This is a genomic window from Providencia sp. M-27 (assembly GCF_011077905.1).
GTDB lineage: Bacteria > Pseudomonadota > Gammaproteobacteria > Enterobacterales > Enterobacteriaceae > Providencia > Providencia huaxiensis.
Window position 1 is genome coordinate 74569 of record NZ_JAALBT010000001.1, and the last position, 23371, is coordinate 97939.

General features: G+C 42.9%; 22 protein-coding genes and 2 tRNA genes. 20 read left to right on the forward strand and 4 right to left on the reverse strand.

Annotation, left to right across the window (positions count from 1 at the left end; genetic code table 11):
• The first annotated feature begins 134 nt into the window (after positions 1-134).
• Positions 135-210 (forward strand) — tRNA-Gly (locus tag G6Q48_RS00350).
• Positions 211-273: 63 nt separating this feature from the next.
• Positions 274-349: transfer RNA gene (locus tag G6Q48_RS00355), tRNA-Gly, on the forward strand.
• Between the two features lie 691 nt (positions 350-1040).
• Here G6Q48_RS00355 and queG read toward each other — a convergent pair.
• Positions 1041-2222, reverse strand: coding sequence for a tRNA epoxyqueuosine(34) reductase QueG (gene queG, locus G6Q48_RS00360; protein ID WP_166263970.1), 1182 nt, complete (start codon positions 2220-2222; stop codon positions 1041-1043).
• 287 nt (positions 2223-2509) lie between these two features.
• Here queG and tsaE point away from each other — a divergent pair, with 287 nt between their 5' ends.
• From tsaE to G6Q48_RS00405, 9 genes are all read left to right on the forward strand, one after another.
• Positions 2510-2974 carry a tRNA (adenosine(37)-N6)-threonylcarbamoyltransferase complex ATPase subunit type 1 TsaE gene (gene tsaE, locus G6Q48_RS00365; protein WP_004906013.1) on the forward strand — a complete coding sequence of 155 codons (465 nt, stop codon included), beginning with the start codon at positions 2510-2512 and terminating at the stop codon, positions 2972-2974.
• A 14-nt stretch (positions 2975-2988) separates the two neighbouring features.
• Positions 2989-4275: an N-acetylmuramoyl-L-alanine amidase AmiB gene (amiB, locus tag G6Q48_RS00370; protein ID WP_102138250.1), complete on the forward strand. Its 1287-nt coding sequence runs from the start codon at positions 2989-2991 to the stop codon at positions 4273-4275.
• 9 nt (positions 4276-4284) lie between these two features.
• The gene (mutL, locus tag G6Q48_RS00375) at positions 4285-6273 is read left to right on the forward strand and encodes a DNA mismatch repair endonuclease MutL (protein ID WP_166263972.1); all 1989 of its coding nucleotides are present in this window, start codon (positions 4285-4287) and stop codon (positions 6271-6273) included.
• On the forward strand, positions 6266-7207 hold the full coding sequence (gene miaA, locus G6Q48_RS00380) for a tRNA (adenosine(37)-N6)-dimethylallyltransferase MiaA (RefSeq protein ID WP_102138248.1): 942 nt from the start codon (positions 6266-6268) through the stop codon (positions 7205-7207). Before mutL ends, miaA begins: the two co-directional genes overlap by 8 nt.
• Positions 7208-7314: 107 nt before the next feature.
• A complete protein-coding gene (gene hfq / locus G6Q48_RS00385; RefSeq protein ID WP_102138247.1) occupies positions 7315-7608 on the forward strand; it encodes an RNA chaperone Hfq in 294 nt (97 codons plus the stop codon).
• A gap of 92 nt (positions 7609-7700) precedes the next feature.
• Entirely contained in the window at positions 7701-8981 is a 1281-nt protein-coding gene (gene hflX, locus G6Q48_RS00390; RefSeq protein WP_004906004.1) for a ribosome rescue GTPase HflX, read from the forward strand.
• 100 nt (positions 8982-9081) lie between these two features.
• Positions 9082-10287, forward strand: coding sequence for an FtsH protease activity modulator HflK (gene hflK / locus G6Q48_RS00395; protein WP_102138246.1), 1206 nt, complete (start codon positions 9082-9084; stop codon positions 10285-10287).
• A 2-nt stretch (positions 10288-10289) separates the two neighbouring features.
• On the forward strand, positions 10290-11291 hold the full coding sequence (hflC, locus tag G6Q48_RS00400) for a protease modulator HflC (protein ID WP_102138245.1): 1002 nt from the start codon (positions 10290-10292) through the stop codon (positions 11289-11291).
• A gap of 280 nt (positions 11292-11571) precedes the next feature.
• Positions 11572-12870, forward strand: coding sequence for an adenylosuccinate synthase (locus tag G6Q48_RS00405; RefSeq protein ID WP_102138244.1), 1299 nt, complete (start codon positions 11572-11574; stop codon positions 12868-12870).
• A gap of 102 nt (positions 12871-12972) precedes the next feature.
• On the opposite strand, the gene G6Q48_RS00410 is transcribed toward G6Q48_RS00405, so the two are convergent.
• Positions 12973-14175 (reverse strand): mechanosensitive ion channel family protein, encoded by a 1203-nt coding sequence (locus tag G6Q48_RS00410; protein WP_102138243.1) that lies wholly within the window; start codon positions 14173-14175, stop codon positions 12973-12975.
• A 501-nt stretch (positions 14176-14676) separates the two neighbouring features.
• On the opposite strand from G6Q48_RS00410, the gene nsrR reads away from it, so the two are divergent.
• The 7 genes from nsrR (at position 14677) to rplI (ending at position 20051) form a co-directional block, all read left to right on the forward strand.
• The gene (gene nsrR, locus G6Q48_RS00415) at positions 14677-15099 is read left to right on the forward strand and encodes a nitric oxide-sensing transcriptional repressor NsrR (protein WP_125890703.1); all 423 of its coding nucleotides are present in this window, start codon (positions 14677-14679) and stop codon (positions 15097-15099) included.
• 42 nt (positions 15100-15141) lie between these two features.
• Entirely contained in the window at positions 15142-17604 is a 2463-nt protein-coding gene (rnr, locus tag G6Q48_RS00420) for a ribonuclease R (protein ID WP_166263974.1), read from the forward strand.
• Positions 17605-17705: 101 nt separating this feature from the next.
• Complete coding sequence (gene rlmB / locus G6Q48_RS00425; RefSeq protein ID WP_102138240.1) at positions 17706-18455, forward strand: 23S rRNA (guanosine(2251)-2'-O)-methyltransferase RlmB; 750 nt, start codon at positions 17706-17708, stop codon at positions 18453-18455.
• 154 nt (positions 18456-18609) lie between these two features.
• Entirely contained in the window at positions 18610-19005 is a 396-nt protein-coding gene (rpsF, locus tag G6Q48_RS00430; RefSeq protein WP_004905988.1) for a 30S ribosomal protein S6, read from the forward strand.
• Positions 19006-19013: 8 nt separating this feature from the next.
• Positions 19014-19331 (forward strand): primosomal replication protein N, encoded by a 318-nt coding sequence (gene priB / locus G6Q48_RS00435; protein ID WP_102138239.1) that lies wholly within the window; start codon positions 19014-19016, stop codon positions 19329-19331.
• Between the two features lie 4 nt (positions 19332-19335).
• Positions 19336-19563, forward strand: a complete 228-nt coding sequence (gene rpsR, locus G6Q48_RS00440) for a 30S ribosomal protein S18 (RefSeq protein WP_000135199.1) — start codon at positions 19336-19338, stop codon at positions 19561-19563.
• A gap of 38 nt (positions 19564-19601) precedes the next feature.
• A complete protein-coding gene (gene rplI, locus G6Q48_RS00445; RefSeq protein ID WP_102138238.1) occupies positions 19602-20051 on the forward strand; it encodes a 50S ribosomal protein L9 in 450 nt (149 codons plus the stop codon).
• Positions 20052-20141: 90 nt separating this feature from the next.
• Here rplI and G6Q48_RS00450 read toward each other — a convergent pair whose 3' ends face one another.
• On the reverse strand, positions 20142-20891 hold the full coding sequence (locus G6Q48_RS00450; RefSeq protein ID WP_166263976.1) for a CDP-diacylglycerol diphosphatase: 750 nt from the start codon (positions 20889-20891) through the stop codon (positions 20142-20144).
• 132 nt (positions 20892-21023) lie between these two features.
• Positions 21024-21626, reverse strand: a complete 603-nt coding sequence (locus G6Q48_RS00455) for a LysM-like peptidoglycan-binding domain-containing protein (RefSeq protein WP_166263978.1) — start codon at positions 21624-21626, stop codon at positions 21024-21026.
• 218 nt (positions 21627-21844) lie between these two features.
• Between G6Q48_RS00455 and G6Q48_RS00460 the strand changes: the two genes are divergently transcribed.
• A complete protein-coding gene (locus G6Q48_RS00460) occupies positions 21845-22465 on the forward strand; it encodes a peptidylprolyl isomerase (protein WP_102138269.1) in 621 nt (206 codons plus the stop codon).
• Positions 22466-22589: 124 nt separating this feature from the next.
• The gene (gene cysQ, locus G6Q48_RS00465) at positions 22590-23330 is read left to right on the forward strand and encodes a 3'(2'),5'-bisphosphate nucleotidase CysQ (RefSeq protein WP_102138235.1); all 741 of its coding nucleotides are present in this window, start codon (positions 22590-22592) and stop codon (positions 23328-23330) included.
• The last annotated feature ends 41 nt before the right edge of the window (positions 23331-23371 follow it).

The following is a 23371-nucleotide window of genomic DNA, read 5'->3' on the forward strand; positions in this document are numbered from 1 at the left end:
TCGGCAAACGGATAAAAAAATAAAAATTTTGAGCGCAAGGGCTTGCTAGTATCTGAATTTTTCGTATAATGCGCTCCCCGTACCGATGAAGTTTTTGTGATTGAGTCGGCACGTGAAACATCCAGAAATGTGATGCGGGAATAGCTCAGTTGGTAGAGCACGACCTTGCCAAGGTCGGGGTCGCGAGTTCGAGTCTCGTTTCCCGCTCCAAACTTTCTTAGTGTTTTAGTTAAATGCCTTAGTATTCTGACTAGGCAGTAGTACCCACCAAATGCGGGAATAGCTCAGTTGGTAGAGCACGACCTTGCCAAGGTCGGGGTCGCGAGTTCGAGTCTCGTTTCCCGCTCCAATATTTTTAGTTTCTCTTAATCTTCCTTTTTTACTAAATCTCATATAGCAGCTTTTAATTTTATTTTATTAAGTGAATTCACTTAGTGAATATAAATTGTACTTGTTTACTATTTTCATCTTTTTTTACCTTGAATGCTAGGATCAGTGCGGGCTTCGCGATCTTTTTTGGATCATATCCAGATTTGTGCTTGCATTCATTTTCAGGGCACCATAGAATAGCCACCCCTTAGCAATAGGGTGTTTTACTTCCATCTCTAAGATGAAAATACGAAGTTTAAATAATAAACAAAAATATGATTTTTATTTACTTCGATTAGTTTTTCATTTTAACCTTGCATTTTGGTCACTTTTATATTGCGAGTTAATATAAAATCAGTACCTTTCTTGTTAATATGCTATTAGAAAGTTATCCACAGCTGGCTTAATCAGCCTCGGTTTTCATCGCGATTTGAAATAACTTATTACACAGAGTTATCCACAGGGTAATTAACAAATTTCTGTTGTGCTAATTAATTCTAGCGTTTAAGTTGCATTATTGTAACTTGTTGATTTTTTTAGTTTGTGGGTTATTTTGTCAAAATGAGGCTAGCACAGCTTGCAAATTCTTTACCTATTGTCAGCTAAGCATTTTTTATTTTATTCACATTGATTTGACAATTCTTGATTTCAGATATATGGCAGGCTTTTTTCTAGGCGTCTCTCGGTAAACCTTTGTTAATAACTCGTACAAGGCGTTTTTGTTGCGAAGTTTGAATTGTAACTTGGTTTGTATTGCGTTGGTTAAGCTGTTGTTGTATAGACCATTGGAAGTGTTCATCCAACATAGCGTTAATTCCAAGCCGGTTTTGTAATGCGACAACAATGCTATCTTGGTAAGGTGCGTTGCCTAGCGCCACACTGATATTTCGCAACCACTTGATATAGCCAATGCGGCGGATCGCAGAGCCTTCGGTAACTTTCAAAAAGGTTTTTTCGTCCCATGAGAACAAGTCAAGCAGCTCTGGTGTATGCAACTCCTTTCTTGGGCTGAAATCGTCTTCATCAGTGAGCTGGGAAAAACGGTTCCACGGGCAAATGAGCTGGCAGTCATCACAACCGTAAATCCGATTTCCCATTAGCGGGCGAAATTCTTCAGGGATAGCGCTATCCAGCTCGATGGTGAGATAAGAAATACAGCGCCTTGCATCGACAGTGTAAGGTTCGACAATTGCACCTGTTGGGCAAGTTGTCATACAGGCAACACAGCGGCCACAATCTTCTTCGATAGGTTTATCGACAGGAACGGGTAAATTAATCAATAATTCCCCAAGGAAAAACCAAGATCCTGCTTCACGATTTAAGACCAATGAATGTTTTCCTGTCCATCCTAAACCTGCTTTTACCGCAAGAGGACGCTCTAAGATTGGAGCGGAATCGACAAAAGGTCGAAAATTGAGGTCATCGATGGTGGTACCATCGGGCAGTATCATCCCATTAAATTCACGACAATAGTCTAAAATACGATCTGAAAGTTGTTTTAGGCGTTTTTTTAACAGCTTGTGATAGTCTCGTCCTAGCGCATAACGGCTGATATAACCTAATTCAGGGTTATTTAGTGTGCTGGCAAATGCGGCTTTGGCTGGCAAGTAATTCATGCGCACGCTAATGACACGCAACGTGCCCGGGTGCAGTTCGTGTGGTCTGGCTCGCATCATCCCATGGCGACTCATCCATTCCATCTCGCCATGAAATTGTTTATCTAGCCACGCTTGTAATTTCGGCTCTTCCGCGGAAAGGTCAGTATCGCAGATCCCGACTTGCTGGAAACCTGCGTCAACGCCCCATTGTTTAATATTTTGAGCGAGAAGATCGAGATCGAGGTATCTTGCCATCAGATCCTATATTGATAAAGGGTAAAACGGCAGGCACTTTATCATGGCCAGCGTTGTTCATCAAAACGGATGAAAAATGCCTTCAGTATTGAGAGCAATTATAGGATATTTCTGAACTCATCATTCAAGTAATGTTAATTAAGAAAAAAGCCCCATCTTAGGTTAAGATAAACGGCAATATTGATGTTTGTTGATATCTCTTTATGCATTTTGAACAGCGATATAAACTATGCATTTAAAGGATAAACAGGCGACACTGCCTATTAATGACATAATAAAAGAACAATATGAAAGAACGTACAATACAACTTGCCAACGAAGCGCAAACTGTTGCGTTAGGTAATGCTATCGCTAAGGCTTGCCATCAAGGCACAATTATTCACTTATATGGTGATCTCGGAGCAGGGAAAACCACCTTTAGCCGAGGTTTCTTACAAGCGCTGGGCCATCAAGGTCACGTAAAAAGTCCAACTTACACCTTGGTTGAACCCTATGAATTAGCAGATCGTCAAGTTTTTCACTTTGATCTCTATCGGTTAGCCGATCCTGAAGAACTTGAATTTATGGGAATTCGTGACTATTTTTCTGGAAATTCGATCTGTTTGGTCGAATGGCCGCAACAAGGTAAAGGTTTTTTACCTGAAGCGGATCTTGAGCTCCATCTGACCTATCAAGGCGAAGGGCGTCAGGCTCACTTTGTTGCTTTTTCTGCCAATGGGGAGTCGTTGTTAGAAGCATTACCCCTACTCTAAGGAAGCTATTGCTCATGTTGAATGCATCAATGCACAGAATAACAAAAAAGGGTTTTTTTACTGTTTTCGTCTTGTTTATGGTATCAGTCATGTGGCTGTTTGCTGCAAAAGCACAAGCGGCAACATTATCGAATATTCAAGTTAATAATAGCCCATCACAAGCAGAAGTGGTGCTAAGCTTTATTGATGGAAAGCCCGATTACGCCTATTTTCCATTGCATTCACCTGAGCGCCTTGTTGTTGATATCAAACAGCGAGGTGAGATTATGGGGTTACCCCTTAAAGTTCCTGCAGGGGACCTTGTGAAATTAGTACGAACAAGCCAACCTTCTGATAACCAACACAAGCGCTTAGTTTTAGAGCTATCTCGAGCGGCGAAAACGAAAGCGGTGCTTAAACAGGTTTCAGGTGAATATCAGTTGGTGTTAACAATATCGACTGGAAATTCATCCGGTTCTACCTCTTTTAATCGAACTAATAATACGGTTAAACCAGCAGCAAATAGCACTCAAGATAAACCGTTGAAGATGAGTGAGCCTGCGCCTGTTGCTACACCAACACCGACTAAATATAAGAGTATGCCAAAAGGTAGTAAGCAGGTCGTGATTGCCATTGATGCGGGTCACGGTGGTAAAGACCCTGGTGCGATAGGTAAGAATGGCTATAAAGAAAAAGATGTGACTCTCAGTGTCGCACGTAAGTTATACCAACGCCTTGAAGCCGATCCGATGTTTAAGCCCGCGATGACACGTGACGGAGACTACTTTATTTCCGTTAGTGGTCGTTCTGATGTGGCACGTAAGAAAGGGGCTAATATGTTGGTGTCTATTCACGCTGACTCGGCCCCGAATAGCAGCGCACGGGGTGCATCAGTGTGGGTATTGTCTAATCGACGTGCAAATAGTGAGCTGGGTAGTTGGCTTGAACAACGTGAAAAACAATCAGAATTATTAGGCGGGGCGGGTGATGTTCTCAGTGGTGCGGACCCTTATTTGAGCCAAGCCGTTTTAGATTTGCAATTCGGTCACTCTCAACGTGTTGGGTATGATGTTGCGGTTAAAGTGATCGAACAGCTGCGAAAAGTCGGTAATATTCACAAAAAAACACCTGAGCATGCAAGCTTAGGTGTATTGCGTTCCCCTGATATCCCATCGATTTTAGTGGAAACTGGGTTTATTAGTAATACCGCAGAAGAGCAGTTGCTAAAATCGAATGAATTCCAAGATAAAGTCGCAGAAGCAATTCATTTAGGATTACGTCAATATTTCTTGGCAAATCCAATACAAGCAGCGCCACAATAAGGGGGGGATATGGCAATTCATATTCTCTCCCCACAACTAGCCAACCAAATCGCGGCAGGTGAAGTGGTCGAAAGGCCTGCGTCAGTGGTTAAAGAGCTCGTAGAGAACAGTCTTGATGCCGGGGCAACTCGTATTGATATCGACATTGAACGTGGTGGAGAAAAACTGATCCGTATTCGGGATAATGGCTGTGGCATCGGTAAAGATGAACTTGTTCTGGCTTTAGCTCGCCATGCGACCAGTAAAATTGCCACATTGGATGACCTTGAAGCCATCATGAGTATGGGGTTTCGCGGTGAAGCACTCGCGAGTATTAGCTCCGTTTCACGTTTAACGTTGACATCAAAACCAGCAGAGCAAAGCGAAGCGTGGCAGTCATACGCAGAAGGGCGCGAGATGGAGGTGATGGTTAAACCAGCCGCTCATCCTAATGGCACAACGGTTGAAGTATTAGATTTATTCTATAATACGCCAGCTCGCCGTAAATTTATGCGCACAGAAAAAACCGAATTCGGCCACATTGATGAAATTGTTCGTCGAATTGCGCTGTCTCGCCCTGATGTCGCTATCAATCTGACTCATAATGGCAAATTGGTGAAACAATACCGTGCTGCTCATGATGAGGCACAGCAAGAGAGACGACTCGGTACGATTTGTGGGACAGGCTTCATGCAAGGCGCTTTAGCGTTGTCTTGGGAACATAGCGATCTTGCAATCAAAGGGTGGGTCGTTTCTCCATCAATGACTTCGGGCAGCGAAACACAATATTGCTATGTTAATGGCCGCATGATGCGTGACCGCCTGATTAATCATGCGATCCGTCAAGCTTATGAAGGGCATTTAGACGAAAACCAGCAGCCAGCTTATGTCTTGTATCTGACCATTGACCCAAAACAAGTTGATGTTAACGTACACCCCGCAAAACATGAGGTTCGTTTTCACCAAGCACGTCTGGTACATGATTTTATTTATCAAGCGGTACGAACGGTATTATTAGAAGCGGCATCTATCGATGAGCTCCCGGGTATCGAGCCGGTGAATACAGAACTGGAAAATCGGTCTTCTGCGGGGGAAAACTATTTTTCTTCTCCTCCTAGCGTGGCCCCTAAGCAATTTAAGACAGAAAACCATACGCGAATCGAAAATACCGTTCAAGAGTCTAAAACACCTGATAGACAGGCTAGCCACTTAAAGGATAGTTACTTAAAGGATAGTGCGGTAAATCACGCCTTTTCTTCACCGAAATCAACGTCAGGTTTTTCAGAAAATGCGCAAGCAAAAACATTTGGTTCAACTTATGACAAAAAAGCCGGTGAACTGTATCAGAGCCTAATGTCTATTCCTGTTGCGCCTGAAGATAAAAAACCGCTTTTTCCTGAACGTAAACCGATAAACTCACCGCAAATATCGTCACAACCTGTAGCAAAAAATGCGGATAACTACCTTTTTGGCAAAGTATTGACAATTTACGCAAAAAACTTTGCATTAATTGAGTCTTCGTTAGGGCTAATCCTGTTATCCTTAACGGAAGCTAACTATTTATTGAAATTGTCACAATTGTCACCGGATGGTGGAGCATTGAAGCCCCAACCATTATTAATACCTCTAAAAGTGTCACTTAAAAATGAGGAAATAGAGGTTTTACAGCGGTACAAGGAACAATTGACAATATTTGGTATCGAAGCCACGATATTACATGGAAAAGTAACAATTCATACGGTATCGTTACCATTAAGAACACAAAATTTATCACAACTTTTTTCTGAGCTACTCGATTTTTTATCGGGAAAAGAAAGCGTCACTGACGAAGAGATTGCACAATGGCTTGCTAAAGCAGTTTCACAGGTTAAAACAGAAGAAAGTTGGAGTTTAGCACAGGCTATTCAGTTGTTGGCAGATGTTGAGCGGGTATGCCCGCAGTGGGTGAAAAACCCTCCACCAACATTATTACAATTAATTAATTTACAATCCGTGGTAGCTACACTAACAAATGAGTGATTTAGCAACTCAGAAAAAACCTGACGCAATATTCCTAATGGGTCCAACTGCCTCAGGTAAAACCGCTTTGGCGATAGAACTTCGCAAGCATTTGCCTGTGGAAATTATTAGTGTCGATTCGGCATTAATTTACCGAGAGATGAATATCGGCACAGCAAAACCAACAGCAGAAGAACTCAGCCAAGCTCCCCATCGTCTGATTGATATTCTCGATCCGTCTCTACCATACAGTGCTGCCGATTTTCGCCGTGACGCATTAAAAGCCATGGCCGAAATTACCTCACAAGGTAAAATTCCATTATTAGTTGGCGGCACAATGTTGTATTTTAAAGCCTTGTTAGAAGGACTTTCACCACTTCCTTCAGCTGACCCAACAGTGCGTGCTGAAATTGAACACATTGCTAAAGAACAAGGGTGGGGGGAAATTCATCGCCGTCTTACTGAGGTTGACCCAGTTGCTGCGGCAAGGATCCACCCTAATGATCCACAAAGATTATCCCGTGCTTTAGAGGTATATCTCATTTCGGGACAAACTTTGACTGAAATGACACAAACAGCTGGGGAAGAATTGCCTTATAATGTGTTTCAGTTTGCTATTGCGCCACAAGATCGTAAAATTTTACATGAGCGCATAGAACAACGTTTTCATCTGATGATAGAGGCGGGCTTTGAAGAAGAAGTTCGCAAATTGCATCAACGAAATGATTTACATGTCGATCTCCCTTCAATTCGTTGTGTGGGGTATCGGCAAATGTGGTCATATTTAGATGGTGAAATTAGCCATGATGATATGATTTATCGGGGAATTTGTGCAACTCGCCAATTGGCAAAACGTCAAATTACCTGGTTAAGAAGCTGGGAAAATGTTCATTGGTTAGATAGTGAACAACCTCAGCAAGCGCTTAGCACCGTTATGCAGGTTATGCGTGCATAGGACTGATGTTTGTGTACAATTAGAACGTTAAGCGCAATTTTTGAGTAGTTACTTTTTGGAATCTAAAAGATTCTCTTTTAAAAACAACAAAATAAGGAAAACATAGAATGGCTAAGGGGCAATCTTTGCAAGATCCGTTCCTGAACGCATTACGTCGTGAAAGGGTTCCGGTCTCTATTTATCTCGTTAATGGCATCAAATTGCAGGGGCAAATTGAGTCTTTTGACCAATTTGTTATTTTATTAAAAAACACAGTTAGCCAGATGGTTTATAAGCATGCTATCTCGACTGTTGTCCCTGCTCGCCCTGTTTCTCATCATAGCGGTACTACTGGTAGCACAGGTAATGGTAATTACCAGTCAGGTAACCCAGCAGCGCAAGATGGCGAAGTAACTGAGTAAGTTTGTACGCTAAAAGACAAGGAAAGCATGGGTAGGGAGACTGTACCTGTGTTTTTCCTTTGCAATTATTGTTTAGCCTAAGAGGTTACACCTTGTTTGATAGGTATGAAGGCGGTGAACTAGCTGTATTGGTCCATGTCTTTTTTTCTCAAGAGAAAGACGTTGATAATCTAGCGGAATTTGAGTCACTTGTGACATCTGCTGGCGTGAAACCAGTACAAATAGTCACGGGCAGTCGTAAAGCTCCTCATCCAAAGTTTTTTGTTGGGGAAGGTAAAGCAGAAGAAATTGCCCAAGCTGTTGAGGAAAGTGGTGCAGATGTGGTGTTGTTTAATCATACTCTAAGCCCTGCTCAAGAACGTAATCTCGAAAGGATTTGCCAATGTAAGGTGGTTGACCGTACAGGGGTGATTTTAGATATTTTTGCTCAACGCGCACGTACACACGAAGGTAAGCTCCAAGTTGAATTAGCTCAGTTAAGGCATTTATCGACTCGCTTAGTGAGGGGATGGACGCACCTAGAGCGACAAAAAGGCGGGATTGGCTTACGAGGTCCCGGTGAAACTCAACTTGAAACCGACCGCCGGCTATTAAGAGATAAAATTAAACAAATCTTATCTCGTCTTAGTCGGGTGGAAAAACAGCGTGAACAAGGGCGTCAAGCGAGAAGTAAGGCCGATATCCCGACTATTTCGCTTGTCGGTTATACCAATGCTGGTAAGTCAAGCTTGTTTAACCGCATGACGGCCGCTGATGTTTATGCTGCTGACCAGTTATTTGCAACGCTTGACCCAACACTTCGTCGTATTGATGTCGAAGATGTGGGTGTTGTAGTGCTTGCAGATACTGTGGGTTTTATCCGCCATTTACCTCATGATTTGGTTGCCGCTTTTAAAGCAACCCTGCAAGAAACACGCGAAGCAACGTTGTTGCTACACGTTATCGATGCAGCTGATAATCGCTTGGATGAGAATATTCATGCAGTTGAAAGCGTGTTAGAAGAGATCGAAGCGGATGAAATACCAACACTTTTAGTGATGAACAAAGTCGATATGCTGGAGGATTTTGTCCCGCGTATTGACAGAGATGAGGATAACAAGCCGGTTCGTGTCTGGGTTTCAGCGCAAACGGGTGATGGTATCCCATTGTTGCTACAGGCATTGACGGAACGTCTTTCAGGTGAAATCGCACATGTTGAATTGCGTTTACCACCGAATGAAGGCCGTTTACGTAGCCGTTTCTATCAACTTCAGTCAATCGAACGTGAATGGCAGGAAGAAGACGGCTCAATTGGCCTTGAGGTGCGTATGCCAATGGTGGATTGGCGGCGTCTGTGCAAACAAGAGCAGCAATTACCTGACTACGTTATTTAGTTGCTTTGGTCGTTAATAATATAGTTAGGCAATGGAATTGATATTAAGAGCCCTATCGCTCTTAGCCCTGAAAATCAATCATAAAGAATGGAGCTAAAACATGGCGTGGAATCAGCCCGGTAATGACGGACAAGACCGCGATCCGTGGGGAAGCGGCAATAAAGGCGGCAACTCTGGCGGGAACAAAGGTGGTCGAAAACGTGGGGCTTATGATCTCGACGATCTCTTTCGTAAACTAGGCAGCAAGCTTGGTGGAAATAAAGGCGGCGGCGGTGATGGCGATAATAAACAGCCATCACAAATCAGCGGTCGTTTAGGTATGTTAGCTCTTGCTGCTATCGTTGTTGTATGGGCAGGTTCAGGCTTCTACACCATCAAAGAAAGTGACCGTGGCGTAGTATTACGTTTTGGTGAATACAGTGGTGTTGTTGGGCCTGGTTTGAACTGGAAACCAACCTTCATTGATAGGGTTGTTCCTGTCAACGTGGAAACTGTTCGTGAGCAAGCAACAAATGGCATGATGTTAACGTCCGATGAAAACGTGATCCGCGTTGAAATGAACGTTCAGTATCGTGTTACTGACCCTGCACAATATTTATTTAGTGTCACAAACCCAGACAATAGTCTGCGTCAGGCGCTAGATAGCGCTGTGCGTGGTGTAATTGGTCAATCTGCTATGGAGCAAGTATTGACTACGAATCGTGCTTTTATCCGTGATGTTACACAGAAAGAGCTCGAAGCAACAATTGCACCATACAAAATGGGGATCACACTGCTTGACGTCAACTTCCAAGCAGCGCGTCCACCTGAAGATGTTAAAGCAGCGTTTGATGACGTAATCTCAGCAAGGGAAGAAGAACAAAAAACTATTCGTGAAGCGCACGCTTATCGAAATGAAGTTCTTCCACTGGCAAAAGGTAACGCACAACGCTTGATTGAAGAAGCCGAAGCCTATAAAGCGAGTGTGGTCTTCAAAGCAGAGGGTGAGGTCGCAAGCTTTGCGAAAATGTTACCTGAATATCGTGCTGCACCAGAGATCACCCGTGAGCGTCTGTATATCGACACGATGGAACGTGTGTTAAGTAATACACGTAAAGTGATTGCGAATGATAAGAGCAACAGCATGTTAGTGCTGCCGCTTGACCAAATCATGCGCGGTACAAATTCAGATGCAGCTTCAACGTCAAAAGCTAATCCGTCAGCAAGAATGGCGACGCCAAGCAACAATTCGTCATCATCTGCTGCAACACCAGCGCAGCCAAACAACGCTGTTCGTGGTGATGCTGTTAGAGTAGGGAGACAATAATCATGCGTAAATCGCTAATTGTTATCGTTATTGCCATCTTGGCAGTTGCATACGCATCTATCTTTATTGTTCCTCAAACTGACCGCGGTATCGTATTGCGTTTCGGTAAGGTTCTACGTGATTCTGAAAATAAACCGATCATTTATGAGCCAGGCCTGCATTTCAAAGTTCCATTTATTGAAACTGTGAAAATGTTAGATGCACGTATTCAGACTCTTGAAATTCAAGCTGACCGTTATCTGACAAGCGAAAACAAAGACTTAATGGTGGACTCCTACCTGAAATGGCGCGTTACTGATTTCAGTCGCTACTATGTAGCAACTGGCGGTGGTAACCCATTCCAAGCGGAAACCCTGTTAAAACGTAAATTTAGTGACCGTTTACGTTCTGAGTTTGGTCGTTTAAGCGTTAAGGACATCATCACCGACTCACGTGGCCGTTTAACTGTTGATGTGCGTGATGCCTTGAACAAAGGTACTGCAATTGACGACGCAACTAAAGAAGCGGATGCAGCGATTGCGGATGCGGCAAAACGTGTTGAAGAAGAAACGAACCTGAAGCCACTGGTTGTGAATGCAAACAGTATGGCAGCGTTAGGTATCGAGGTTGTCGACGTACGTATTAAACGTATCGAACTGCCAAACGAAGTTTCTGAAGCTATCTATGCGCGTATGCGTGCAGAGCGTGAAGCAGTCGCGCGTCAGCATCGTTCGCAAGGCCAAGAAGAAGCAACTAAGATCCGTGCTGTGGCTGATAAAACAGTAACAGAAACGTTGGCTGAAGCAGAGCGTACCGCACTGACTTACCGAGGTGAAGGTGATGCGATGGCAACGAAACTGTTTGCTGATGCATTCAACCAAGATCCCGAGTTCTATGCGTTTATTCGTAGCTTGCGTGCCTATGAGCAAAGCTTCAAGAGTGGTGAAGACGTGATGGTATTAAGCCCAGACACTGATTTCTTCCGCTTTATGAAGGCACCAACTAAGCTTCGCGCGACAGATTAATAACAAGCTAAGTTGCGTGCAACCTAGCAAAATAACTGTTAATCTATTAAAGAAAAGCCCGCTTCGGTGGGCTTTTTTTCGCCTGTCGTTTTAAGTATAGGATTTTTCAGGGAAAATTTGAACTGCTCAACTGATGGCATTCATTTTGAGTTTACGGCAGAAATAAAAAATACCATTTTACTTGCTTTCCAGAAAAAAATTTTTGTATTGCCAAAATATCACTGGAACAGTTCATTTTTGATGGTAGAATTCATTTTTAAGCAACCGAGTGTATTTCAAAATGGGTAAGAACGTTGTCGTACTGGGCACCCAATGGGGTGACGAAGGGAAGGGCAAGATCGTTGACTTGCTGACAGAGCGTGCTAAATACGTAGTTCGCTATCAGGGCGGCCATAATGCTGGCCATACTCTTGTTGTAAACGGTGAAAAAACCGTTCTCCACTTAATTCCATCCGGTATTCTTCGTGAAAATGTCATCAGTATTATTGCTAATGGCGTCGTTTTATCGCCTGACGCATTAATGAAAGAGATGAAAGAATTGGAAGACCGCGGTGTTCCTGTTCGGGAACGTTTACGTCTTTCTGAAGCATGCCCACTGATCCTGCCTTATCATATCGCATTAGATAATGCGCGTGAAAAAGCACGTGGTTCCAAAGCGATTGGAACAACAGGTCGTGGTATTGGTCCTGCTTATGAAGATAAAGTTGCTCGTCGTGGTTTGCGTGTTGGTGATTTATTCGATAAAGCAACGTTCGCAGAAAAATTAAAAGAAATCGTTGAATACCATAATTTCCAACTTGTTCATTACTATAAAGAACCTGCTGTAGATTACCAAAAAACGTTAGATGATATCATGGCTGTGGCTGATATCCTGACTGGCATGGTAATTGATGTTTCTGATCTGCTCTATAAAGCAAATCAGAAGAATGAATTCGTGATGTTTGAAGGCGCACAAGGGACATTATTAGATATCGACCACGGTACGTATCCTTATGTAACCTCTTCAAATACGACAGCTGGCGGCGTGGCAACTGGTTCTGGCTTAGGTCCTCGCTATGTTAACTACGTATTGGGTATCATTAAAGCTTACTCAACTCGTGTTGGTGCGGGCCCATTCCCTACTGAGCTGTTTGACGAAGTGGGTGAATTCCTGCGTGAAAAAGGCCAAGAATTTGGTGCAACTACGGGTCGTAAACGCCGTACTGGTTGGTTAGACATCGTTGCGATTAATCGCGCAGTGCAAATCAACTCACTGTCGGGCTTCTGTATGACTAAACTGGATGTTTTAGACGGTTTAGAAGAAGTTAAAATTTGCGTAGGCTACCGTCGTCCAGATGGCAAAGTGCTTGAAACAACACCTTTAGCTGCAGATGAGTGGGATGGTTTAGAGCCAGTTTATGAATCAATGCCAGGTTGGAAAGAAACGACTTTTGGTGTGAAACAAAGAGAATTACTGCCACAGGCAGCTCTGGATTACATCAAACGCGTTGAAGAACTAACGGGTATTCCAGTTGATATTATTTCAACGGGCCCAGATCGTTCAGAAACTATGGTTCTACGTGACCCGTTTGACGCATAGTCTAATGGCTGATTAGGTACTGGCTTGCTCATAGCATGTATTAGCAAGTACTTTTAATTAGATGAAAAAAACACCGACTTGTTCGGTGTTTTTTGTTATCTACTACTGATATTTTAAATTAGCGAGATCACTCCCAGCTGGGTGTTGATAAATACGTAGCTTAAAGTAGTTAGCAGATGCATTAACATACTCAAAAATTTCGGATTGAACCTCTTCATAATCAACCCAAGTGGTTGAGCGTGTAAAACAATAGATTTCAACAGGCAAACCATTTGGTGTTGGCGGCATTGTTCGTATGACCAAATACATATCTGTTCTGACATCGCCGCGCAGCTTTATCCAATTTAGAATGTATTTTCTAAATAGCTGTAGGTTAGTGACGCCATTATTTATCATCCATTCATTTACATCCCCAATTTCACCTCGTGCTTCTAACATACTTTCTATGCTTTGGCGCAAGGGAGGGGTGTTTTTTAATTCGTTGAAGAGATCTTCTGTTGCAAAGGAAATTGACGATTGATCAATATAAAAGCTACGTTTGATGCGACGGCCTCCAGAGGAAAACATGGGCTGCCAGTTGGTATATTTTTCAGTTAAAAAATCTTTGGTAGGAATGCGTGAAATGGTGTTATCCCAGTTTCGAACGGTAATAGTATGTAGCGCGATATCGATAACTTCGCCACTGATATTACTGCTTGGTAGCTCAATCCAATCATACAGTTTTAACACCTTTCCGTTTGATACTAATATATTGGCCACAAACGATAATAGTGTGTGCTGAAATACAAACATTAATACCGCAGCGATAGCACCGAAGCTGGAAATAATAATAATCGGGGACTGTTCGGTCATCAACGCAATGATCAAGATAAAGGAAATTATCCAAACAATAATTTTCGCTATTTCGATATAGCCTTTTATCGAATTATTACGATGTAATATTTTTTTTGACTGACGGATAATAAACACATCTAAGCCATCGTTAACTAATGCGGCAACATTAATAATAATCAGCGCCCAGCAGATAGTTTTAAATGTAATGTTTACTTCATCAGAAAGGGAAGGCAGCATCTGGTTAATATAAAGTACAAGCGTTACCGCGACGATCGATGCAATTTTCCGAGCGATACCATCAATTAACTCATCGTCACTTAAATTAGTGAATAATGGTAATAACCTTCTCGCAACCCGTAAAAAAATGACTTTTCCGACAAACCATGTTAATAGCAATATGACGACTAAAAAAGAGGCCATTAAGAAAGTATTTTCTGATATATCATTATATATTTCAATGATTTGTTCCATGTTCTCCTAAGTCACCTCTTTATGATACTGGCTCTTTATTGTATAGCGAATCAAATAAAAAAATTTGATGTTAAAAGTGATAAGTCAGTGGTGATTTCTCTGTAAACCCTTTTAAACAGTATAGATAAAGTGGAGTAAGCTCAAGAAACACGAGTCGCCAAAAAATATGTGCTATTATGTGTTCGATTGTTCTTTGATGTTATTTGTTGTAAATGTATAGCAGAAAGATTGAGCAATAAATACCTTATAAAGGTAACAGGTCATCCAGTTATTCCATGATAAAACTGTTTTTTCTTTGTAGAGTAGATAAGCTAAACGCTAATAAAATGCTATCTTGCGATGTCAAACGGAGGCGAAATTAGTCTCAGTAAATTTCATTATCTTGTACCTAAATATTGGCCTAAGACAAAAAGATAGAAAGTAATTTGTCTATAATTTGAGATTAATAAGACATACATGACGAGATAGCTATTGGCTTAGCCAAAAAATTTTGAGGTGATTGTGCAGCTAACAAGTTTTACAGACTATGGATTACGTGCGTTGATCTATTTGGCATCTCTCCCTGAAGGGAAAATGACCAGTATCACAGAAGTCACTGAAGTTTATGGTGTCTCTCGTAACCATATGGTTAAAATTATTAATCAGCTCAGTCACTTAGGTTATATTAAAGCCACTCGAGGCAAAAATGGCGGGATCACACTTGGCCAACCAGCAGAATCTATTCGTATAGGGGATGTCGTTAGATCACTAGAACCCCTGACCCTTGTTAATTGTAGTGGTGAATTTTGCCACATTACACCTGCGTGTCGTTTAAAAGGTGTGCTACACCAAGCAATACAGCAGTTTTTACAAGAACTTGATCAATACACGCTGGCGGACATGGTGAAAGACAACAGCCCGCTCTATCAACTACTGCTTGATTAGCATTCGCGGTAGTTATGAATTCTGATGACAACGGAGGTAACGATGTCACAAGATCCTTTTCAGGAAAGAGAAGCAGAAAAATACGAGTCCCCAATTCCAAGTCGAGAATATATTCTTGACCTTATCTCGAAGCGTACTGCACCAGCCAATCGCGAAGAAATCGCACAATTATTGAATTTATCGACAGAAGATGAATTAGAGGCGTTGCGTCGTCGGTTAAGAGCCATGGAACGTGATGGTCAATTGGTTTTCACTCGTCGTAAGTGCTATGCATTACCGGAGCGTTTAGACTTATTAAAAGGAAAAGTCATTGGTCACCGTGATGGTTACGGCTTCCTGCGCGTTGATGGTAAAAAAGAAGATTACTATTTATCTCAAGACGAAATGAAACGCGCCCTGCATGGCGACGTTATTCTTGCGCAACCTTACGGACAAGATCGTAAGGGACGCACAGAGGTTCGGGTTGTTCGTGTGTTAGAACCACGTAATAACCAAATTGTTGGCCGTTATTTTATCGAATCGGGTATGGGCTTTGTCGTACCGGATGATAGCCGTTTAAGTTTTGATATTTTGATACCGAAAGATCGTGTTCTTGGCGCTCGCATGGGTAATGTGGTGGTGGTTGAATTAGTCACTCGTCCACAACGTCGCTCGCAAGCGGTGGGGAATATCATTGAAGTATTAGGCGAAACCATGGGAACAGGTATGGCGGTAGAAATCGCTTTACGTACTCATGAAATTCCACACTCATGGCCACCACAAGTTGAAAAACAAGTCGCTGACCTGAGCGAACACGTCCCTGAGTCTGCGAAAAAAGGGCGCGTGGATTTACGCGACTTACCGTTAGTCACCATTGACGGTGAAGATGCTCGCGACTTTGATGATGCAGTATACTGTGCACCGAAAAAAGGTGGGGGTTGGCGCTTATGGGTGGCAATTGCGGATGTAAGCTATTATGTTCGCCAGCAAACGGCTCTGGATACAGAAGCCCGTAGCCGTGGTAACTCGGTATATTTCCCATCTCAAGTCGTTCCTATGCTACCGGAAGTCCTATCGAACGGCCTGTGCTCACTTAACCCAGGTGTTGACCGCCTGTGTATGGTGTGTGAAATGACGGTGTCAGCATCCGGTAAGCTTTCTTCGTACAAGTTCTATGAAGCGGTTATGAGCTCTCATGCAAGGTTAACCTATACAAAAGTATGGAAAATCTTGGAAGGGGATGAAGAACTGCGAGAGCACTATAAAGCGTTAGTGCCGCATATTGAGCACTTGCATCAACTATATAAAGCACTTGATGCAGCACGTATTGAGCGCGGTGCAATTTCCTTCGAATCTGAAGAAGCGAAATTCATTTTTAACGCAGAACGCCGTATTGAAAGTATCGAACCTGTAGAGCGAAATGATGCACATAAATTGATTGAAGAATGCATGATTTTAGCTAACATTGCAGCCGCTCGGTTTGTTGAGAAAAATGAAGAGCCTGCGTTGTACCGTGTGCATGACCGCCCTAAAGAAGAAAGCGTGATGAATTTACGCTCTGTTTTCAGCGAATTAGGGTTGACTCTGCCGGGCGGAATGAAGTCAGAACCAAAAGATTATGCGCAAGTCATGAATGAAGTGGCTGAACGCCCTGATCATGAATTACTGCAAACCATGATTTTACGTTCAATGAAGCAAGCGATTTATGATCCTGAAAACCGCGGTCACTTTGGTTTAGGTTTGAAATCATATGCCCACTTTACATCGCCAATTCGTCGTTACCCTGACCTGACGTTACACCGTGGAATAAAATATTTGTTGGCTAAAGAGCATAGCCATTCAGATAAGCGCTGGACAGAAACCGGTGGTTGGCATTCAGACATGGACAGCATGTTACAGCTGGGTGAGCACTGTTCAATGACTGAACGCCGTGCTGATGAAGCGACGCGTGATGTGGCGGACTGGCTGAAATGTGATTTTATGCAAGACCAAGTTGGTCAAACCTTCACAGGTTTAATTACCAGTGTGACTGGTTTTGGCTTCTTTGTGCGCCTTAATGATTTATTTATTGATGGTTTAGTGCATATTTCAACGTTAGATAATGACTATTACCGTTACGATGCAGTTGGTCAGCGTTTAATTGGTGAATCATCAGGTACGACTTACCGCCTTGGTGATGAAGTTGAAATTCGCGTTGAAGCGGTGCATATGGATGAGCGCACCATTGATTTCGCATTAATTTCAACCACCCGTAAAGCGAAAAACCCAGGCAAAACCGCTCGGGACAAAATGAAGCAAGAAGTGAAAAATGCGGCACGTCCAGCTCGTCGAAAAGCGGATGCGAGCAAAGATAAAAACTTTGAGCCTGATTCTGCATTTCGTCGTTCCGAGAAAAAAGGAAAAAAAGCCGAGGCTAAACCAGAGGCGAAAGGAAAAGGCAAAAAGCCTTCAGATAAAACGCGAAAAATTACAGCAAAATTAAAAGCTAAACGTGTTGCAAAAAAATCCCAAAAACAAGAGGGATAATGTTTTTGCTGTAGTTATTAACCATAGTTATTAACCATAGTTATTAACCAAAGTGGCGTTAATACGCCACTTTACTATTTATATTAATAAATAAGAAATTTATGAGCGAAATGATTTATGGCATTCACGCAGTGAAAGCCTTACTTGAGCGTTCACCGCAACGCATTAAAGAAGTCTATATTTTGAAAGGTCGTGAAGATCGCCGCTTAATGCCGCTGGTGCACGAAATTGAAGCACTAGGGGTTGTCGTTCAAGTGGCGAACCGCCAATGGATGGATAGCCAGACCGAAGGCGCAGTTCACCAAGGTATTATTGCGAAAGTACTACCTGGTAAACAGTATCAAGAAGGCGACTTGCCTGATTTATTGGAAAGTACACCATCGCCATTTTTATTGGTATTGGACGGTGTGACAGACCCACATAACTTAGGTGCGTGCTTACGTAGTGCTGATGCGGCAGGTGTTCATGCTGTGATTGTTCCTAAAGATAAATCAGCTCAGCTCAATGCAACCGCGAAAAAAGTGGCTTGTGGCGCGGCAGAAAATGTTCCTCTTATTCGTGTGACGAATCTGGCAAGGACATTGCGTTTGCTACAAGAATATAATGTATGGATTGTGGGAACGGCTGGTGAAGCTGACCATAACCTATATCAAAGCAAACTAACGGGCCCGATAGCGCTAGTGATGGGGGCTGAAGGCGAAGGCATGCGCCGTTTAACGCGTGAACACTGTGATGAGTTAATCAGTATTCCTATGGCAGGCTCGGTGTCATCATTGAATGTGTCAGTGGCGACAGGGGTTTGTTTATTTGAAGCGGTGCGTCAACGCTTACCCGTTTCTGCAGAAAAATAATATTTAGTATAAACGACATCCATCTCTTGAGTTTTATCTCAGGGATGGGTATAGTTACGCGTCAATTTTTTAGCCGCACTCAATAAGTTCCTTGCCTCCGCGGGCCGCGGTTAACCCAGACAGGAGGCTAATAATCCGTAAGGAGCAACTACTAATGCGTCATTACGAAATCGTTTTTATGGTCCATCCTGACCAAAGCGAACAGGTTCCGGGCATGATCGAGCGTTACAGTGCTGTTATCACTAACGCACAAGGTCAGATTCACCGTCTGGAAGACTGGGGCCGCCGTCAACTGGCTTACCCAATCAATAAACTGCACAAAGCACACTATGTTCTTCTGAACGTAGAAGCACCGCAGGAAGCGATTGATGAGCTGGAAACTAACTTCCGCTTCAACGATGCCGTTATCCGCAGCATGGTTATGCGCTTAAAACACGCAGTAACAGAAGCTTCTCCAATGGTCAAAGCTAAAGACGAACGTCGTGGCCGTGACATGTCTGATGAATATCAGGATGAAGAAGTAGAAGAAACTGGGGATTCTGAAGAGTAATTGCGCAGGTGACCACTAATCGTTTGGTGCTGACAGGCACAGTCTGTAAAGCATTGATTCGAAAAGTGAGTCCGTCAGGCATTCCTCACTGCCAGTTTGTTTTAGAACATCGTTCACAACAACAGGAAGCGGGGTTGTCAAGGCAAGCATGGTGCAGAATGCCCATTATCGCCAGCGGACAAACCTTACAAGCTCATACTCACAGTATAACGGTCGGCAGTTGGATTACAGTAAGCGGTTTCATTAGTACCCATCAAGGGCGCAATGGGATCAGCAAGATAGTCCTCCATGCCGAGCAGATTGATTTGATAGATTCTGGAGACTAGCCATATGGCACGTTATTTCCGTCGTCGCAAGTTCTGCCGTTTCACAGCGGAAGGCGTTCAAGAGATCGACTATAAAGATATCGCAACGCTGAAAAACTACATCACTGAAAGTGGTAAAATTGTACCAAGCCGTATCACTGGTACTCGTGCAAAATATCAGCGTCAGCTCGCTCGTGCTATCAAGCGCGCTCGCTACCTGTCTCTGTTACCATATACTGATCGTCATCAGTAATTGGTACAGTCCATTAACGACTAATAGAGGATAAGGTAATGCAAGTTATTCTGCTTGATAAAGTAGCTAACCTAGGTAGCCTGGGTGATCAGGTTAACGTTAAATCGGGCTATGCTCGTAACTTCTTAGTTCCACAGGGCAAAGCTGTTCCTGCGACTAAGAAAAACATCGAATTCTTCGAAGCACGCCGCGCTGAACTGGAAGCTAAATTAGCTGACGTTCTGGCAGCAGCACAGGCTCGTGCAGCAGCTGTTACTGCTCTGGGTTCTGTAACTTTAGCTTCTAAAGCTGGTGACGAAGGTAAACTGTTCGGTTCAATCGGTACTCGTGACATCGCTGACGCAATCACTGCGGCTGGCGTTCAAGTTGCGAAAAGCGAAGTTCGCCTGCCAAACGGCGTTCTGCGTACTACTGGTGACCACGAAGTTCACTTCCAGTTACACAGCGATGTTTTCGCAGAGCTGAACGTTATCATCGTTGCTGAGTAATCAATAATGATGGTATGCACCACTGAGCGATCCGTGGTGCAATAAAAAACACCGGCTAAGTCCGGTGTTTTTTGCTTTCTGGTATTTAGTTTATTGATTTACCAAGCATTGGTAGTCGAGTAATTCCCCCGCTGAACCTAAATTCAAATCCCATATACTAAAACGGTTTGCGAGCAACACCTTTGAACCGTCTTTCAGCTGCACCATCGCTAGGCCATAATTGCCCATTTCATCATGATGTTTTACAACGTATTCATTGAGTTGATTAAATGCATTATCGAATTTGACAGGGGCTTTTTGGAGTTTTTTGGCTAAATAGTGATGGCCGACAAGTTCAGTTGATAACTTAGCCCAGTCGGTTGTGATCTCCGATGAAACTTGATTAAGTTGTTGACTAACTTCAGGTTTCAAACATGCGATATGAATATGCAGTTGGTCTTGGGAGCGGCCATATTGGGAATTCACTGAAACAGCGAGCAAATCATCAGAAATTGAGATTTTCGCTTGTGACGACACACTTTCTCTTTCTTGCCAGGCGATAGCAAAATAGTCTGGTGTATTTCGCTCAAGTAACCGTGCGGATTCAATACCTGTGATTTTATCGGTAGGAATGACTAAGTTATGCAATGGCCCTTTTTTATCTTTGAACAGCACATACTGTTGATCATTATCGATTTTTAGACAAGATAGGGCAGATTGCTGCAATGGAATACACTGCTCATTTACAATGTTCCAAAGTGCATTTGAATTGAGTTTAATCCATAAAACATAACCAATAATAGCGGCAAGTAATAATAAAACAGTACCTAAAAAAGCGTTAACCCATTTTTTTATTAGCATAATAATTTTCAGTTACCTAGCATTGTAGTGAAAGACAATATTTGTTATTTATTGCTAGGTAAAAATCAATACATATAGCGATGTTCCAGACAAAATTTTAGGGTAGCTCTGACACAAGCTACCCTAAAAGTACTACGGAGTCCGATAGTAACTGCCATCACTTAATCGCGCGAAACTATACGTTTTCCCATCAGATGCAGTTGTTTCTAATAATTGAATTTCACCTTTTTTATTCGCTTTTAGACGAATTTTTTGCCCTTGGCGCAAATTACTCAGTGGTTTTTCGGCACCTTCAACGCGAGCCATAATAAAAGCGTCATTGGCTTGTAAGTTATTATCGCGGAACAGTTGCGCAAGCGTTTTCCCTTTTTGTACTTGGTAGCTTTGCCATTCATTAGCTGAAGGGCGGGGAGTTTTGGGCTCTGGCGTGTTCTCTGGTGAAGTCACCGTTGAAGGCGGCTCATTGGGCTCAGGCTCAATAGGCTCTGGGATAATTTCAGGCTCAGTAGGTAAAAGTGGGGAATTACCTTCAGGTGCCGGTACTGGCTCAGGTATTGGTGGTGTAACCGTAGGTTCAGGCATGACCTCAGGAGCTGTGGGTGGAGGAATGACAATAGGCTGGTTTTGGACAATATCGCTAGGGGACTTATCGCTAGCAGGCCAAAAGAAAGCGACCACAACAATTAGGGCGAGCAGTGCAATGCCATAGCGATGAAATTTTGAAAGTTTAAGCATCACTCCTCCTTGATGAGGCAATGAGTAAATTAGACTGTATTTATACGCATACTAGCACCCTTTTTAGACATTTTTAGCGTTTGACTGAATTTTTCAGAGAACACTGAATATATTTTTGGAGAATCAATCAGTTTTATTCTTTAGATCCATTGTTTGGGTTTACCCATAAGGATGGGGCTGCTATTCTTGGTTTTTCTCAAAATCATATGGGTGTTTTCATGGCAAACCAAAATTTCGATTCGGTAGAAGCTCAAGCGAGTTATGGCATAGGTCTACAAGTTGGGCAGCAATTATTAGAGTCAGGGCTAGAAGGTTTAGTGCCAAATGCAATTTTAGCCGGCCTCGTTGACGCTTTAGAAGGCAATATGCCATCAGTGCCTGTTGAAACATTGCATAAAGCACTGCGTGAAATTCATGAGCGTGCAGATGCCGTTCGTGTTGAGCGTCAGGCAGCATTAGCGGAAGAAGGCCAAAAATTCCTAGATGAAAACCAAAAGCGTGATGGTGTTTCAACGACTGAGTCTGGCTTACAATTTTCAGTCGTTAACCAAGGTGATGGCGCTATCCCATCTCGTTCAGACCGCGTACGCGTTCACTATACAGGCCGTTTAATTGATGGCTCTGTGTTTGATAGCTCAGTACAGCGTGGGCAGCCAGCAGAGTTTCCTGTAAGCGGTGTTATCCCGGGTTGGATTGAAGCATTGACCCTGATGCCTGTTGGTTCTAAATGGGAATTGTATATTCCTCATCAATTAGCTTATGGTGAGCGTGGTGCTGGCGCATCAATCCCGCCATTCAGCACATTAGTATTTGAAGTTGAATTACTTGAAATTTTATAATTTCTGTTAGTTCAGTTCACAGCTAAAAAGCCTCATTGTCTTTGGACTTTGGGGCTTTTTTTATGGCGTTAATTTCACACAATTGCTACTCTTGCTGTAAAGGGTCATCAGAGAGGTGAATAACATGCTACAGCAAATTTGCGAATTAGCTCAAGAAGCGGGTTATGCAGTTATGGAAACGTATAATGCGCAAGAACCTTTACAGGTTGAACACAAAAGTGATAATTCGCCTGTTACCGAGGCTGATATTGCCGCCCACAATGTGATTACCGCGGGTCTTGCTCGTATTGCCCCTGATATCCCCCAATTGTCCGAAGAAGACCCGCCAGAATGGCCAATTAGGCAGAATTGGCAACGTTATTGGTTGATTGACCCATTGGATGGAACGAAAGAATTTATTAATCGTAATGGGGATTTTACGGTTAATATTGCCCTTATCGAGAATGGTGTACCAACAATGGGGGTGGTATATGCCCCGGCCAAAGGGTTGTTGTATTACGCTGAGGGTAATCAGGCATGGAAGGAAGAAGGTGGTCATAAGCAACTTATTCATGTAAATGATGCTAAACCACCGGTTATTGTTATTAGCCGTTCCCATCAAGATAATGAATTAATGGATTATTTAAAACAAATGGGAGAACACACGACAGTAGAAATTGGTTCTTCACTCAAGTTTTGTTTAGTCGCAGAAGGAAAAGCGCAGCTTTATCCACGTTTTGGGCCTACAAATATTTGGGACACTGCGGCTGGACATGCGATTGCGATTGCTGCAGGGGCAAAAGTTGTTGATTGGAATGGAAAAACGCTTGATTACACGCCTAGGGAGTCTTTTTTGAACCCTGGCTTTCGGGTGATTTTATTCTAAACCTCAATAAAGGTTGGGAAGTTATTTCCCAACCTAATTAG